We start from the raw sequence: 16,441 nt of genomic DNA, 5'->3' as shown, positions 1-16,441 counted from the left end.
GGGAGGCGTCGTGCGGCGCAACATCGAACACCCGCACCGCCACATCCCCTCCACCGTCATCCCGGCGAAAGCGGGAACGGCAAACGGGGACGCCCGATGGCGATCAGCGCGGCCCCAGCCCGGCCAACAATTGCTCCACCACCTGCTCGGCCAGTTGCTCGGGACGCAGGCCCGCCGTGCGCAGATGCAGCTCGGGCCGCTCGGGCGCCTCGTAGGGCGAGTCGATGCCGGTGAAGTTGAGGATCTCGCCGGCACGCGCCTTGCGGTACAGGCCCTTGGGATCGCGCCGCTCGCACTCCTCCAGCGTGGTGTCGACGAATACCTCGAGGAATTCGCCTTCGTCGAACAGGCCGCGGGCGAAGCGCCGCTCGCTCTGGAACGGCGATATCACGCATACCAGCACGATCAGCCCGGCATCGACCATCAGGTGCGCCACCTCGGCCACGCGGCGCACGTTCTCCACGCGTGCCTCGGGGGTGAAGCCCAGGTCCTTGTTCAGGCCATGACGCAGGTTGTCGCCGTCCAGCATATAGGTGTGGTAGCCCAGCGCATGCAGCCGGCGCTCGACCAGGTTGGCGACGGTGGACTTGCCCGCGCCGGACAGGCCGGTGAACCACAGGCAGCGCGGTCGCTGGCCCTTGCTGGCGCTGCGCGCGTCCTTGTCCAGGTCGGTGTGCTGCCAATGCACGTTGGCGGCACGGCGCAGGGCGAAGTCGAGCATGCCGCAGCCGACCGTGGCGTGGGTCTGCCGGTCGATCAGGATGAAGCCGCCCAGGCTGCGGTTGACCTTGTACGCCTCGAAGGCGATGGCGTGGTCCAGGTCGATGTTGCAGTAGCCGACCTCGTTCAGGTCCAGCCGTCGCGCCGCCAGCTCGGCCTGGGTGTTGACGTCGACCTTGTGCTTGATGGAGGTGACGCGGGCATTGACCGTGCGCGCGCCGATCTTCAGCCAGTAGGCGCGGTTGGGCAGCAGCGGTTCGTCGCCCATCCACAGCACGTGGGCGGCGAACTGGTCGGCGACCGGCGCCGGGCGGGCGGCGTCCGCGATCACGTCGCCGCGGCTGACATCGACCTCGCGATCCAGCATCAGCGTCACCGCCTGGCCCTCGCCCGCCTCGGGCAGGTCGCCGTCGGCGGTCACGATGCGCTCGATGCGTGCGCGGCGCATGGCCGGCTGTACCACGACCTCGTCGCCGACCGCGACGCGGCCACCCGCCACGGTGCCGGCATAGCCACGGAAGAACGCATCGGGCCGGTTGACCCATTGTACCGGCAGGCGGAAGTCGGCGGCCCGGGTGGCCGCGGTATCGGCCGATTCCAGCAGTTCCAGCAGGCAAGGGCCGTCGTACCAGCTCATGCGCGTGGAACGCCGGCCCACGTTGTCGCCGCCCGGCGCGACCACCGGCAGGCAATCCACCCGGCCGATGCCGAGCTGGACGGCCAGCTCGCGGTACTCGTGGGTGATGGCCGCGTAGATGTCGTCGCGGAAATCCACCAGGTCCATCTTGTTCACCGCCAGCACCACCTGGCGGATGCCCATCAGCGCGCAGATATAGGTATGCCGGCGCGTCTGCGGCAGCAGGCCCTTGCGCGCGTCCACCAGCACCACCGCCAGTTCGGCGTTGGAGGCGCCGGTGGCCATGTTGCGGGTGTACTGCTCGTGGCCGGGGCAATCGGCCACGATGAAGCTGCGCCGCGGCGTATGGAAGTAGCGGTAGGCCACGTCGATGGTGATGCCCTGCTGGCGCTCGGCGTCAAGGCCATCGGTGAGCAGGGAGAAATCCAGCGCGTCGGGCGCATCCGCGTGCAGCCGGCGGCTGTCGCGGGCCAGCGCATCGAGCTGGTCGTCCGGCACCATGCCGGCGTCGTACAGCAGGCGGCCCAGCAGGGTGCTCTTGCCATCGTCGACGCTGCCGCAGGTGATGAAGCGCAGCAGAGGGGTGTCGGCGGCCTGTTCCCGGGTCGTCATCAGAAATAGCCCTCCTGCTTCTTGCGCTCCATCGAGGCGTTGCCGTCCTGGTCGATGATCCGACCCTGCCGCTCGGAACTGCGGGAGGCCGCCATCTCGTCGATGATCTTGTCCAGGGTATCCGCGCCGGACTCGACCGCGCCGGTCAGCGGATAGCATCCCAGGGTGCGGAAGCGCACCTGGCGCATCTGGACCGCCTCGCCCTCGCGCAGGGTGAAACGCTCGTCGTCCACCATGATCCACGCGCCGTCGCGCCGCACCACCGGCCGCGGCCTGGCGAAATACAGCGGCACCACGGGAATGCCCTCGCGGCGGATGTAGCGCCACACGTCCATCTCGGTCCAGTTGGACAGGGGGAACACGCGCACGCTCTCGCCCGCGTGGATCGCTGTGTTGTAGGTGTGCCACAGCTCGGGACGCTGGTGTCTGGGGTCCCAGCGGTGCTGGGCGTTGCGGAAGGAGAATACGCGTTCCTTGGCGCGCGACTTTTCCTCGTCCCGGCGGGCACCGCCGATGGCGGCATCGAAGCGGTACTTGTCCAGCGCCTGCTTCAGCGCCGCGGTCTTCATCACGTCGGTGTGCACGGCCGAACCGTGGGTCAGCGGGGAGATGCCTTGGCGCAGCCCCTCCTCGTTGACGTGCACCAGCACGTCAACGTCGCCCTCGGCCGCCACCCGGTCGCGGAAGGCGATCATCTCGCGGAACTTCCAGGTGGTGTCCACGTGCAGCAGCGGCATCGGCGGGCGGGCCGGATGGAATGCCTTGCGCAGCAGGTGCAGCAGGACCGAGGAGTCCTTGCCGATCGAATAGAGCATCACCGGCCTCTCGAAGGACGCCGCCGTCTCGCGGAAGATATGGATGCTCTCGGCCTCGAGCGCGTCCAGGTGGGACATGGGTGACATAGGAAGGAGGTTCACTGGCCTGTGGCTTGGACAGCCGCCATCGCTGGCAGTCATCCGGGGAAATCTAGCCGAAAACGCCGAGGCAGGCAGCGATACCGACCGCGAGGCGTGAAGTAACGCTTCAGCTTCGCATGCGCCGACAGGCCCGGCGAACGTCATCACCCGTCGTACGCGCCACTCCACTGAGAGCCTGTTTACGATCTCCGCGTAGCCCGCGTTGAGTCGGTGTGCCCGCCAGGGAGTCGTGCGTGGCGAAGCGCCTGACTGGCTGTCAGGTCGAGCCGCGCGCGGCTGCCTGGTGGGCACACCGACTCAACGCGGGCTACGCGGAGATCGTAAACAGGCTCTAAGATCGGCACCATGAGCACATCGACGGCGACAGGAAGCGCACAACTCGATGCCACCGCCACACCGCCACGCCTGCGCGTGACGGGGGATTGGACCCTTGCCCACTACGCCTCGCTCGAGCGCGCGATCGCCGCCCTGCGCGCCCCGCTGGACCCCGGCATCGCCATCGACCTGGCCGGCCTCGGTGCCCTGGACACCGCCGGGGCGTCCCTGCTGGCGGGCCTGCTGGGCGCCGACCGGCTCGGCAGCCTGGCCCAGGCCGATCCCAGCCTGCCGGCCGCCCAGCGCGCCCTGCTGCAAACCGTCGGCACCGCGATGGGGGCCTATAGCGAGGCACCCGGCAAGCAGCGCCACAACGCCCTAGCCGACCTGCTGGCCCGCATCGGCGCGGCGATGGCGAACGTGTGGCACCAGCAGATCCGGCTGCTTGGCTTCATCGGGCTCACCCTGGATACGTTCGTCCGCACCGCCTGGCGACCGGGGCGCTGGCGCGTGACCTCGCTGGTGGCGCACATGGAGCAGACCGGACTGGATGCCGTGCCCATCGTGGTGCTGCTCACTTTCATGGTGGGCGCGGTGGTGGCCTTCCTGGGCTCCACCGTGCTGGCCGACTTCGGCGCCACCATCTATACGGTGGACCTGGTGGCGTACTCGTTCCTGCGCGAGTTCGGCGTGTTGCTCACTGCCATCCTGCTGGCCGGCCGCACCGCCAGCGCGTTCACCGCGCAGATCGGCTCGATGAAGGCCAACGAGGAAATCGACGCCATCCGCGCGCTGGGCCTGGATCCCATGGAACTGCTGGTGCTGCCGCGGGTGCTGGCCATGCTGGCCACGCTGCCGATGCTGACCTTCCTGGCCATGATGGCGGGCCTGGTGGGCGGCGGCCTGGTCTGCGCCCTCACGCTGGACATCTCGCCGCTGATGTTCATCAACCTGGTGAAATCGGATATCGGCGTGCGGCATTTCCTGGTGGGCATCGCCAAGGCGCCGGTGTTCGCCTTCCTGATCGCGGTGATCGGTTGCCTGGAAGGCTTCAAGGTCACCGGCAGCGCCGAATCGGTGGGCGAGCACACCACTTCCAGCGTGGTGCAGTCGATCTTCGTGGTGATCCTGCTCGATGCGCTGGCCGCGCTGTTCTACATGGAGATGGGCTGGTGAACGCGCTGCCCAGGCCACACCCCCAGGACGACGTGATCCAGGTGCGCCACCTGGTCAACCGCTTCGGCGCGCAGACCGTGCACGAGCAACTGGACCTGGACGTGCGCCGCGGCGAGATCCTCGGCGTGGTCGGCGGCTCGGGCACCGGCAAGTCGGTGCTGCTGCGCAGCATCGTGGGCCTGCAGCGCCCCACCGCCGGTCAGGTCCACGTGTTCGGCAAGGACCTGCTGGGCCTGCCGCCCGGACAACGCTCGGCGATGGAGCGGCGCTTCGGCGTGCTGTTCCAGAACGGCGCGTTGTTCTCCTCGCTCAACATCGTGGAAAACGTGGCCATGCCGCTGATCGAGCATGCCGGCCTGTCCCGGCCCGAGGCGCAGGCACTGGCCGGCGTGAAGCTGGCCCTGACCGGCCTGCCGGCCAGTGCGGAGACCAAGTATCCCGCCGAGCTGTCCGGCGGCATGGTCAAGCGCGCGGCCCTGGCGCGCGCCCTGTCGCTGGACCCGGAGATCCTGTTCCTGGACGAGCCCACGGCGGGCCTGGACCCGATCAGCGCCGCCGCCTTCGACCAGTTGATCCTGACCTTGCGCAACGCGCTGGGGCTGACCGTGTTCCTGGTCACCCACGACCTGGACACGCTGTACACCATCTGCGACCGCGTCGCCGTGCTGTCGCAGAAGAAGGTGCTGGTGGTCGGACCGCTCGACGAGGTGGCCCGGTGCCCCGATCCGTGGGTGCAATCGTATTTCCACGGCCCGCGCGGCCGCGCCGCCGAACAGGCGCACGAGCATGAACCGTCCCCCGAGGTGAAGTGACATGGAAACCCGCGCCCATCATGTGCTGATCGGCCTGTTCACCGTGCTGGTGGTGGCCGCCGCCCTGCTGTTCGCCCTGTGGCTGGCCAAGACCAGCGCCGACCGCCAGTTCGCCTACTACGAGGTGGTGTTCAACGAGGCCGTGACCGGCCTCTCGCAGGGCGGCGCGGTGCAATACAACGGCATCAAGGTGGGCGACGTCACCCAGCTCAAGCTCGATCCGCAGGATCCGCGCAAGGTACTCGCCTGGATTCGCGTGGGCGGCGACACGCCGGTGCGCGAGGACACGCACGCCAAGCTGGCCCTGACCGGCGTCACCGGCCTGGCGGTGATCCAGCTCAGCGGCGGCTCGCCGCAAAGCCCGCCGCTGGTGGGCAAGAACGGCCAGCCGCCGGTGATCGTGGCCGATCCCTCGCCGCTGGCGCGCATCCTCGCCAACGGCGAGGACCTGATGGTCAACATCAACGAGGTGCTGGCGCGCGCCAGCGAGCTGCTGTCGCCGGAGAACATGGATCGCGTCTCGCGCACCCTCGACCACCTGGACAAGGCCACCGGCGCCATCGCCGACCAGCGCGACGACATCCGCACCTTGCTCAGGCAACTGGCCGAGGCCAGCAAGCAGGCCAACGACACCCTGGCGCAAACGCAACAGCTGGTACGCAACGCCAATGGCCTGATCGACAGCCAGGGCCGCGCCACCTTCGACAGCGCCAGGAACGCGCTGGCCTCGGTGGAGCGCATCGCCAACCATATCGACCAGTTGGTCAACGACAACCGTGCCGCCATCAGCGGCGGCATGCAAGGCTTCAACGAGCTGGGCCCGGCCGTGCGCGAACTGCGCGACGCGGCCAGTTCGCTGCGCGGCATCACGCGGCGCCTCGACGACAACCCGGCCGGCTTCCTGCTCGGCCGCGAGCAAAACAAGGAGTTCGTGCCATGAGGCTGCCCGCCTTTCTTTCCGCCGGCATGGCAGCGGCGCTGCTGGTCGCCTGCTCGGTGCTGCCCAAGGCCGAGTCGCCGGACATCTATCGCCTGCCCGCGACGCCGCTGCCGCATGCCCAGGCCGCGCCGGCCGGATGGTCCTTGCGCATCGGCACGCCGCAGGCTGAACGCATGATCGACAGCTCGCGCATCGCGGTGATGCCGCAGGGCAACGTGATCAGCGTCTACAAGGGCGCGCGCTGGAGCGACAACGCCACCACCCTGCTGCGCAACCGCCTGATCGATGCCTTCCGCGACGACGGTCGCGCGGCCTCGGTGAGCGACGACGACAATGCCCTGCCCGCCGACTACACGCTGACCGGCGACCTGCGCGCCTTCCAGTCGGAATACCGGGAAGGAGCCCCGGTGGTGGTGATCCGCTTCGACGCACGCCTGGTGCAGGCCAACGGCCTGCGCGTGATCGCCACGCGACGCTTCGACATCGTCCAGCCGGTCGGCGGCACGGCGGTGCCGCAGGTGGTGGCCGCCTTCGGCCAGGCCAGCGACACCCTGGCGACACAGGTGCTGGCGTGGACCCTGCAGCAGCCGCTGCGGCCGGCCGCCGGCCGCGACTAGTCGCGGCGGCGCGCCGGGTCGATCCAGCGGAAGGTCAGGTTGATCCGCGCGCCCACCGGCGCGCTCGTCCGCGGAACGCCATGCACGTAAAGCCGCTGCGTGTCGCCCGCCATGCGCAGCAGGCTGCCGTGTCCCAATGCGATGGCCTGGGTGTCATGCCGCGTGCCGCCCAGCCGTGGCTTGAAGCGGAAACGCCGCACGGCGCCCAGGCTCAGCGAGGCGATGACGGGACGGTCGCCCAATTCCGGCTCGTCGTCGCTGTGCCAGCCCATGGCGTCACGCCCGTCGCGGTAGAGATTGGCCAGCACGCTGTTGAAGCGGGCGCCGCAGGCCTGCTCGACACGCTCGCGCAAGGCGGCCAGCACCGGCAGCCAGGGATGCGGCTGGAAACGCGTGCGCGAATACACGTAGGTAGCCGCCGGGTCGCCGATCCAGCAGCTCAGCCTCGGCGAATCGACCTCGCGGCCATAGATGCGGATGCGGTGGGTTTCCCACGGCACCGCTGCCAGCAGGTCGGCGAGCAGTTCGTCGGCTTCCGGCGGCGCCAGCCATTGCGGCCACAAGGCCAGCTCGGCGCCAGGCAGCGGCAAGGCTTGCCATCCCGGCTCCTGCGACTGATCGAACAAGCCCACGGCCATGCCACGCTCAGGCGATGGCGGGAAAGGATGGCTCCACGTCCAGCGTCGCCGCGCAGATCGAGGCCAGCTCCAGCAGGCGCAGGTCCGCGCCACGCGCGCCCACCAGTTGCAGCCCGATCGGCATGCCATCCGGCAGGTAGCCCATGGGAATGCTGACGGCGGGGCATCCTGCCAGGTTGGCGAAGGCGGTCAGGTCGGCCTGCGAGTCGGGCACCGGCCCATCCAGCGGGAAGGCGCCCTGCGGCGTGGTGGGCAGCACCAGCACGTCGACCTGGGCGAACAGCCGCCGCATCTTGAGCGTGGCGGCGTCGAGCACCCGATCGGCGGCAGCGTAATCGGCGGCGCTCTTGCCGGCGGCATAGCCCAGCAGGCGGCGGAAATGCTCCGAGACGCAATGCCCGGCATCGGCCAGCTCGGCGGCGAAGGTGCCCAGCATCTCCGCCTCCATCAGCAGCAGGCCGGCCCGGCGCGTGCGGGCGAAATCCCAATCGGCGAAATCCACCGTACGGCGCTCGCCCAGCTCGCGCGGCCACTTGGCCAGTGCGGCCTCGAACACCTCGATCACTTCCGGCCGCACACCGAGCGCGGCCAGGTTGGGCAGGAAGCCTGCGCGCAGCCGGCCAGGCTCCCAGTCCGGCGGCGACAGCGCCACGCGGCGGCGGCGCGAGCGCGGATCGTCGGCATCGTAGCCAGCCAGCACCTGCAGCAGCACGGTGAGATCGTCCGCGCTGCGCGCGACCAGCCCCACCGTATCCAGCCGGCGGGCCGCCGGCACCATGCCGCGGGCGGAGATTTCACCATGCGTGGGCTTGAGCGCATAGACGCCGCAATAGCTCGCCGGGATGCGGATCGAACCCAGGCTGTCCGAACCGATCGCGGCCACGGCCAGCCCCGCGGCCACGGCCGCCGCCGCGCCGCCCGACGAGCCGCCGGCGGTATAGCCATGGCGGTGCGGGTTATGGGTGGGGCCGTAGTGGGGATTGTCGGTCACCGCTCCCAGCGCCCCCTCGTCCATGTTGGTCCGCCCCACCAGGATGGCCCCCGAGGCGCGCAGCCGCGCCACCACGTGCGCATCGTCCTCCGCCGGCCGGCCGCGGCCGCCCAGGCCGGCGCGGGTAGGCCAGCCGGCAACGTCGAAATTGTCCTTGAGCGCCACCGGGATGCCGTCGAGCCGCCCGATCACCCCGTCGCGACGGCGGTGCTGGGCGGCCAGCGCCTGCTCCTGCAGCATCGCCGAACCCACGCCGACATAGGCATTGAGTTGCGGATTGAGCCGCTCGATCGCCTCCAGGTAGGTCTCCGCCAGTGCCTGCGGCTGCACGCGCTCCACCGCCAGCCAGTGCAGCAGTTGGCACATCGTGGCGCGGCGCAGGTCCAGGTCGCTGATCGGGGGCTGCAGGTTCATGATGTCTTCCATGGGCTCGCTGCCAGCGATTATCACCACCGCAGATGAAGGGTATGCAAGGTCCCTCCGAATACCTCCGTTGCCCCCCACGGCCCGAACCCGGACAATGCCGGTTTGCCCGTTTCCATACGTCCGGGAACGGAATCGTGCCGCACTAGCCAGTTGGAGTCCGCCATGAGCGACCGCGAAACCATGGAATACGACGTCGTCGTCGTGGGTGCAGGCCCCGCGGGCCTCTCCTTCGCCATCCGCCTCAAGCAGCTCAAGCCCGACGTGAGCGTGTGCGTGATCGAGAAGGCTTCCACCATCGGCGCGCAGATCCTTTCCGGCGCCGTGATCGAGCCGCAGCCGCTGGACGCGTTGCTGCCGGGCTGGCGCGACAACCCGCCGCCGATCTGCGTGCCGGCCACCGAGGACGAGTTCTGGCTGCTCAGCAAGACCGGCGGCCACAAGCTACCGGTGCCACCGGGAATGAACAACCACGGCAACTTCATCGTGTCGCTGGGCGCGATGTGCGCCTGGCTCGCGCCACAGGCCGAGGCGCTGGGCGTGGACGTGTTCCCGGGCTTCGCCGCCGCCGACAACATCTATGCCGAGGATGGCGCCGTCGCCGGTGTGCGCATCGGCGACATGGGCGTGGCCAAGGACGGTTCGCACAAAAGCGGCTACACCCAGGGCATCGACATCAAGGCCAAGGTCACCGTGCTGGCCGAAGGCGCGCGCGGCAGCCTCACCAAGCAGCTGATCAAGCGCTTCAAACTGGACCAGGACAGCGATCCGCAAGGCTACTCCATCGGCATCAAGGAGCTGTGGCAGGTGCCCGCCGGGCGCGTGCAGCCCGGCAAGATCGTGCACAGCCTCGGCTGGCCGGCCGACAGCCACACCTACGGCGGCAGCTTCCTCTACCACCTGGACAAGGACCGCATCGCGCTGGGCTACGTCAGCGGCCTGGACTACACCGATCCCAACTACCAGCCGTGGGAGGCCTTCCAGCAGTGGAAGAACCATCCCATGGTGAAGTCGCTGCTGGAGGGCGGCAGCATCCTCTCCGCCGGCGCGCGCGCCATCGTCACCGGCGGCTACCAGTCGCTGCCCAAGGTGGAGATGCCTGGCGCCCTGCTGATCGGCGACACCGCCGGCCTGCTCAACGTGCCCAAGATCAAGGGCACCCACCAGGCCATCCGCAGCGGCATGCTGGCCGCCGAGCACCTAGTGGCGAACGACCTCGAGCCGGCCGGCTTCGATGCGAAGCTGCGCGGCTCGGAAGCGATGGCCGAGCTGAAGAAGGTACGCAACATCAAGCCCGCCTTCAAGAAGGGCCTGTGGTTCGGCATGCTGAATGCCGCCTGGGAAACCGCCGTCGGCGGCGCCTCGCCGTGGACGCTGAAGAACAAAGCCGACTGGTCCTCGCTGCACAAGCTCGGCCAGCAGGAGGAACCCAGGCGCGACTACGTGACGCGCGAACTGCCCCCGCGCGACCGCCTGGCCGGCGTCTACTTCGCCGCCACCGAGCACGACGAGGACCAGCCCATCCACCTGCACGTGGCCGACACCCACGTGTGCGTGACCCAGTGCGCGGTGGAATACGGCAACCCCTGCACCCGCTTCTGCCCCGCCGGCGTCTATGAGATCGTCGACGACACCAAGCCTGATGGGAGCAGCGGCAAGCGCCTGCAGATCAACGCCGCCAACTGCGTGCACTGCAAGACCTGCGATATCAAGGACCCCTACCAGATCATCAACTGGGTGACGCCGGAGGGCGGGTCGGGTCCGAATTACCAGAACCTCTGACAAGAGGACATGACGCTGTCCGCCCGACTCACCTGGCGCTTCAAGCGCCTGAATTACGCACTGCAGCGCTTCCGTGGCAGTGTGGCGCTGCGCGGCTGGAGGGGCACACTTGCTCGTGTTCGTCAGGAGTTCGAGCGACGACCGACGCTCGACGATTCGCTGCACGTCGAATCGCTGGACGCACCCTTTACGCCGTTCGCACTGCCCACCTCGGAGCAACCCCTGGTATCGGTGATCATCCCGATCCACGGCAAGGTGGCCTATACGCTTGCATGCCTGCGCTCGCTGGTGCGCAACGCGGCTGACGCGCCCTTTGAAGTCATCGTGGTGGACGACAAATCGCCGGATGATTCCGCCGCCCTGCTCGAGCAGATCGGAGGCCTGCGCCTGCTGCGCAACGAGCGCAACCTCGGCTTCGTCGGCAGCTGCAATGCGGGTGCGGCGGTGGCACGCGGCCAGTTTCTGATGTTCCTCAACAACGACACGCAGGTCATGCCGAACTGGCTGGACGGCTTGCTGTGTTGCTTTGGCGAGCATGCCGACTGCGGCATCGCAGGAAGCCGTCTGGTCTACCCCGATGGCCGATTGCAGGAAGCCGGCGGACTGGTGTTCGCCGACGGCAGTTGCTGGACATCGGGACGCTTCGAACAGCGCGACGCGCCCGCATGGCGTTTCCGCCGTGAAGTGGACTATGTCAGCGGCGCCTCACTGATGATCCGCCGCGACGTATTCGAGCGCATAGGCGGCTTCGACCAGCGTTACGCGCCGGCCTACTACGAAGACGTCGATCTCGCCTTCGCCGTTCGCCAGCAGGGGCTGAAGGTCTACTACGAGCCTTCCAGCACCATCATCCACTGCGAAGGCATCAGCGCCGGCACCGACCTGCACGCCGGCATGAAGCGCCATCAGGTGACGAACCAGGCGACCTTCGTCGCCAAGTGGAACGACGCACTGAACGACCATCCGCCCGTGGGCACTTCGCTGATGCGCGCGCTGCGCTGGCGACGCCGTGGTCGCATCCTGGTCGTCGATAGCATGACTCCCGAGCCCACGCGCGACTCCGGTTCGCTGCGCCTGAGCGCCATCCTGCGACTGCTGGACGAACAAGGCTGGGCTGTCGCGTTCCTGCCCGACGACGGACGCGCATCTGACGAGGAAGTCCGGGCCATGGGCGCACTCGGCACCGAAGTGCTGTGCCGCCCGTGGGTCTCCGACCTGCCCCACTGGCTACGCGCGCACGGTCACGAATTGCGCGCAGTGATTCTTTGCCGCCACACCGTGGCTGGACAATACGCCTCGCTGGTCCGCAAGTTGGCGCCCAAGGCTCGACTGCTGTTCGACACGGTGGACCTGCACTTCCTGCGCGAACAACGCGCAGCGGAACTCAGCGGCAGCGCCTCCATGGCCCGCCAGGCACTGGCATCGCGCAAGAGCGAACTGGCCTTGATCGAGCAGTGCGACGTGACCTTTGTGGTAAGCCCGCACGAGCAGGCGCTGCTGGCGGCGGAGGTGCCACAGGCGAAGGTGGAGTTGTTGTCGAATATCCATGAGGTGCACGGATGCCGTCAGCCACAGGCGCTGCGCCGCGATTTTGTGTTCATCGGGGGCTTTGGCCACCCACCCAACGCAGACGCCGTTCGCTGGATCGCCTCCGACATTCTTCCTGCGCTACGCAAGCACGCACCCGATGCCCGCGTGCACGTACTCGGCGATGTTCCCGACTCGGCCCGCGAAGAACTTCGCGCCCCCGGGCTTGAACTGCATGGACGTGTGCCCGACCTCGCTCCCTGGCTGGATGGCGCGCTCGCGTCGCTCGCTCCGTTGCGTTTTGGCGCCGGCGTGAAGGGCAAGATCAATATGGCAATGAGTTATGGCGTACCGGTCATCGCCACACCGCTGGCCGTCGAAGGCATGCATCTGGAGAAAGGTACCGACGTTCTGCTTGCCGAGACGGCTGAGGATTTCGCACAGGCGGCGCAAGAACTCCAACAGAACGCCGATCTTTGGAGCCGGCTATCGACCGCCTCCATCGATAACGTGAAACGCCATTTTTCATCCCGTCTTGCCTACGAGGCGCTGGAACGCGCACTCGGCAAGCGCTGAAGCGGTGCGCACCGTGCCCTCGCTCGCCACGCTCTCGGCTTTTCTTCGCGATGCCATCCAGCGGCATGGTGGGGGCATGGCTGGCATTCGCTCGATCGTGGCGCGAAGCTTCCGCGTCACGCGCGCGCTGGGCGTTCGTGGCCTGCTGTGGCGCCTTCGTGCGGCGCACAAGCGCAATGATCCACTGCCCGCGCCTCAAGCCATGAACCTGCGCGCCGCGGCGCCCCTTGCGGCGGTGGACGCCAGGATCGGCGTAATGGCGCATGTCTTTTATCCCGATCTGCTGGACGAGTTGGCGCAATATTTGGCCAATATGCCCCTGCCCTACACGCTGATGGTGTCGGTGGTGGACGAAGCCGCCCGGGAGAAGGCTCAGGCGCGCCTGAACGCACTCCCGCGTCTCCAGCAGTTGCATCTGCGCATCGTCCCCAATCGCGGGCGCGACATTGCCCCGTTCCTGGTGGCGTTCCGCGAAGAAGTCCTGGCGCTGGATCTCGTATGCCACGTGCATACCAAGAAATCACTTTACGGCGGCCGGGATCAGGCCGAGTGGCGGAACCATCTGTTTGGCTCGCTGCTTGGATCGCTCGAACGCGTATCGTGGATTTTTGGCATGTTCCAGGCCAACCCCGGCCTGGGCATGGTGTATCCGGAAAGCTTCGCCAATGTCCCGTTGTGGGGACATACATGGCTGAGCAACTCCCAATGGGGCCGCTCACTGGCCGAGCGCATGGGCTTTGACATCGATGCGGGCGAGTATCTCGACTTTCCCGCAGGTTCGATGTTCTGGGCGCGCACGCAAGCGCTGCGTCCCCTGTTTGAGCTTGGTCTTCGCACCGAATCGTTTCCGCCCGAACAGGGACAGATCGACGGCACGCTGCAACATGCGGTGGAGCGCCTGCTTTGCCTGGTCACCCGCCATCAGGGCCTGTTCGTGGGCGTGCTTCCTTCCGATGGCAGCCCGGCACTGATGCCGGAGGGCGAACGCAACCGGCAGCTCTACTTCGATGCGCCGTTGCGCCAGAAGATCGACTATTTCGCCACCGGCGCCCAGTGGGTGTCGTTCGACGTATTCGACACGCTGGTCGTCCGGCCGTTCCTCACGGCCCACGGGTCGCGCGACTTCCTTTCCCTGCTCGTGCAGAAACGTCATGGTCTGGAAAATTTTGGCCGACTCCGCACGCAAGCCGAAGCCAAGGCGCGTGCGCGCGCCGGCAAAGACGTCGACCTGGGCACCGTCTATGCAACCCTGCAGGAAGACACCGGCTTGGCGAGTGGCGTCGCAGATGCCATCCAGGCACTGGAGTTGTCTACCGAGCAGACCTTGCTGAAGCCACGGCGTGAAGTCGTTGCGACGCTGGAGTCGTTGGCTTCCGATGGTCGCCGCACCGTGCTCGGCGTTTCCGATATGTATATCGGACAGAAGGATCTGCGTTCTCTTCTGCCGGCCAGCGTGAACCACTCGCTCAGCAAGCTCTACGTCTCCTGCGACACGGGCTGGCGCAAGGACACCGACGAAGGATGGCGTGCCCTGGTCGCTACCGAACACGCGGACCCGAAGCGCTGGCTGCACGTGGGCGACAACGAACACGCCGATGTCATGCGACCATTACATGCAGGCATGCTGTTCCCGGTACACGTCTTGCGGCCTGCCGCTTACCTGGAAGTCGTACCGGGCTTGCGTGCCCTTCGACCGCTTCCGACCCAACGTGGCCAGTGGGCCGACGAACTTTGGCGTGGACTGATCGCCAATCATTTTGCGCAGTGTGGCGACCAGAACCCCGAATGGTTCGCGCGTATCGTGCAGATCGAACGCGCGGAAACACTGGGCTACACCGTTCTCGGTCCGCTGCTGGCGGACTACCTCGTGTGGCTCTCGCGCACCGCGCTGCAGCGCGATTCGAAAAAAATCCTCTTCTTGAGCCGCGAAGGCTATTTGCTGCATCGTCTCTATCAGCGCATGCAGCCGCGCGTGCCGGCTCTCGCCGGTGTCGATGGCCGTTATCTTCTGGTGTCCCGTCGGGGCGTGAACACGCCGTCGATTCGCGCCATGGACGATCTGCTCGCCGTATTCCGCAAGCCCTATACAGGCTCTTTCTTCGGACTGCTGGACTCCCGCCTGGGTCGCGCCGTGGCCGACGCCGCTCAGGAGGCGCTGGGCAAGGCAGCCCTGGAGGGCGAAGTCTACTTGCCGGAAATGGCTAGCGAACTGGTCACGCGCCTGCAACCCGTGGCGTCGACCCTTCAAGACATCGCGCGACGCGAGCGCGATGCCTATCTCGAATACTGGCATCGCCAAGTGCAGGCCGCCGATCGGCCGATCGTGGCCGACGTGGGATACGTCGGCACCATCCAGTCGCAGCTCTCGCGTATCACCGGCCAGACCATCGGTGGCGCCTATTTTGCTGTCGCGCAGGGCATCGATGCGGTAGTCACCGGCGAGTCGTGGGCTGACGCCCGCTTTGGTGACGCGCGCCGTGGCGAGGACAGCTCTCCTGTGACGCGACACCATCTGTTGCTCGAATCCCTGCTTACCTCACCCTCTCCTCAGTTCTCCCACTTCGAGCAGCATGGAGACGAGCTGGTTGCGCGTCACCGCGATGACCCGGCACACGGGCAGCGCTGGCCGCATATCGCCCAAGTGCAACGGGGCGCGGAGCAGTACATGGACGACTTGCTGGACGTCTTAGGCGAACATGCCCTGGAGGCAGATTTCGATCCGCTCGCCGTACAGGAGCCCCTTCGCTGTGTGGGGCAAGGGCGATGGCAGCTGGGCGCATGGAGCCAGGCGCTGGAGGTCGATGACGCTTATACCGGTCGCGGGCAGGTAGTCACAATTCCGCCCGTCAAATAGCGGCCGATATCAACGGAATCGAGACTGGGGAAGCCACGATGGGCACGGTATCGGTCACCATGCGCGCCCGCATGGTGACCCCAATCTGGTTAGAATGGTCGTTCAAACAAACGTTCAAGCGCCCCGCGGGCGTCGGCAACTCAAGGAATCGCTGATGAAAATCTTGGTTGGCTACAAGCGTGTCGTGGACTACAACGTCCGCATCCAGGTGAAACCCGATGGCACCGGCGTGGTGACGGATGGCGTGAAGCTCTCCGCCAACCCGTTCGACGACATCGCCCTGGAAGAAGCCCTGCGCCTGCGTGAAAAGGGCGTGGCCGAAGAGGTCGTGGTGGTGGGCATCGGCCCGGCCGACCTGACGGCGCACCTGCGCAACGGTCTCGCCATGGGCGCCAACCGCGCCATCCACGTGGTGACCACTGATGCCGTGCAGCCCCTCACCGCGGCCCGCATCTTCCAGAAGCTGATCGAGAAGGAACAGCCGGGCCTGGTCATCCTCGGCAAGCAGGCCATCGACGACGACGCCAACCAGACAGGCCAGATGCTGGCCGCGCTATGGGACCGCCCGCAGGCCACCTTCGCCAGCAAGGTCGAGATCGCCGACGGCAAGGCCACGGTGACCCGCGAAGTCGATGCCGGCCTGGAAGTGATCGAAGCCGAACTGCCGGCCGTGATCACCACCGACCTGCGCCTCAACGAGCCGCGCTTCATCAAGCTGCCGGACATTATGAAGGCCAAGTCCAAGCCGATCGACACCATCGAGTTCGGCTCGCTGGGCGTCGAAGCCAATGACCACCTGAAGACCACGCACTACGCCGCGCCGGCCAAGCGCAGCAAGGGCGTGATGGTGAAGGATGCAGCCGAACTGGTCGCTGCGTTGAAGCAGAAGGGGCTTTTGTGATCG

At 67.3% G+C, this 16,441-nt stretch carries 12 protein-coding genes; 8 read left to right on the top strand and 4 right to left on the bottom strand.

Translation table 11 applies throughout. From position 1 onward, the window contains the following. Window positions 1–103 precede the first annotated feature (103 nt). Together cysC and cysD are read right to left on the bottom strand one after the other, a co-directional pair. On the bottom strand, window positions 104–1,969 hold the full coding sequence (cysC, locus tag MJ605_RS01655) for an adenylyl-sulfate kinase (protein ID WP_243039116.1): 1,866 nt from the start codon (window positions 1,967–1,969) through the stop codon (window positions 104–106). Beyond that, entirely contained in the window at window positions 1,969–2,925 is a 957-nt protein-coding gene (gene cysD, locus MJ605_RS01650; protein ID WP_425600953.1) for a sulfate adenylyltransferase subunit CysD, read from the bottom strand. Before cysD ends, cysC begins: the two co-directional genes overlap by 1 nt. 306 nt (window positions 2,926–3,231) lie before the next feature. Between cysD and MJ605_RS01645 the strand changes: the two genes are divergently transcribed. The 4 genes from MJ605_RS01645 to MJ605_RS01630 are packed head-to-tail and all read left to right on the top strand — an operon-like array spanning window position 3,232 to window position 6,746. Then, window positions 3,232–4,377, top strand: coding sequence for an ABC transporter permease (locus MJ605_RS01645; RefSeq protein WP_243039114.1), 1,146 nt, complete (start codon window positions 3,232–3,234; stop codon window positions 4,375–4,377). Next, window positions 4,374–5,189 (top strand): ABC transporter ATP-binding protein, encoded by an 816-nt coding sequence (locus MJ605_RS01640; protein WP_243039113.1) that lies wholly within the window; start codon window positions 4,374–4,376, stop codon window positions 5,187–5,189. Before MJ605_RS01645 ends, MJ605_RS01640 begins: the two co-directional genes overlap by 4 nt. Window position 5,190: 1 nt before the next feature. Further along, window positions 5,191–6,129, top strand: coding sequence for an MlaD family protein (locus tag MJ605_RS01635; protein ID WP_243039112.1), 939 nt, complete (start codon window positions 5,191–5,193; stop codon window positions 6,127–6,129). Next, entirely contained in the window at window positions 6,126–6,746 is a 621-nt protein-coding gene (locus MJ605_RS01630) for an ABC-type transport auxiliary lipoprotein family protein (protein ID WP_243039111.1), read from the top strand. The genes MJ605_RS01635 and MJ605_RS01630 overlap by 4 nt, the downstream gene beginning before the upstream one ends. Here the strand turns inward: MJ605_RS01630 and MJ605_RS01625 are convergent. Then, window positions 6,743–7,384: an alpha-ketoglutarate-dependent dioxygenase AlkB family protein gene (locus MJ605_RS01625; RefSeq protein WP_243039110.1), complete on the bottom strand. Its 642-nt coding sequence runs from the start codon at window positions 7,382–7,384 to the stop codon at window positions 6,743–6,745. The genes MJ605_RS01630 and MJ605_RS01625 overlap by 4 nt on opposite strands. A gap of 7 nt (window positions 7,385–7,391) precedes the next feature. Then, window positions 7,392–8,789, bottom strand: coding sequence for an amidase (locus MJ605_RS01620; protein WP_243039109.1), 1,398 nt, complete (start codon window positions 8,787–8,789; stop codon window positions 7,392–7,394). Window positions 8,790–8,963: 174 nt separating this feature from the next. Here MJ605_RS01620 and MJ605_RS01615 point away from each other — a divergent pair, with 174 nt between their 5' ends. The 4 genes from MJ605_RS01615 (at window position 8,964) to MJ605_RS01600 (ending at window position 16,438) form a co-directional block, all read left to right on the top strand. Beyond that, window positions 8,964–10,580 carry an electron transfer flavoprotein-ubiquinone oxidoreductase gene (locus MJ605_RS01615; protein WP_243039108.1) on the top strand — a complete coding sequence of 539 codons (1,617 nt, stop codon included), beginning with the start codon at window positions 8,964–8,966 and terminating at the stop codon, window positions 10,578–10,580. 9 nt (window positions 10,581–10,589) lie between these two features. Next, window positions 10,590–12,683, top strand: a complete 2,094-nt coding sequence (locus tag MJ605_RS01610) for a glycosyltransferase (RefSeq protein WP_243039107.1) — start codon at window positions 10,590–10,592, stop codon at window positions 12,681–12,683. A 13-nt stretch (window positions 12,684–12,696) separates the two neighbouring features. Then, window positions 12,697–15,537, top strand: a complete 2,841-nt coding sequence (locus tag MJ605_RS01605) for a rhamnan synthesis F family protein (RefSeq protein WP_345779506.1) — start codon at window positions 12,697–12,699, stop codon at window positions 15,535–15,537. Window positions 15,538–15,691: 154 nt separating this feature from the next. Next, the gene (locus MJ605_RS01600; protein WP_243039106.1) at window positions 15,692–16,438 is read left to right on the top strand and encodes an electron transfer flavoprotein subunit beta/FixA family protein; all 747 of its coding nucleotides are present in this window, start codon (window positions 15,692–15,694) and stop codon (window positions 16,436–16,438) included. Window positions 16,439–16,441: the final 3 nt, after the last annotated feature.

Origin of the sequence: Dyella sedimenti (assembly GCF_022760995.1) — a bacterium.
GTDB classification, from domain to species: Bacteria; Pseudomonadota; Gammaproteobacteria; order Xanthomonadales; family Rhodanobacteraceae; genus Dyella; species Dyella sedimenti.
Note: the sequence above shows the minus strand (reverse complement) of the source record. Positions and strands in the feature narration are given on the sequence as shown.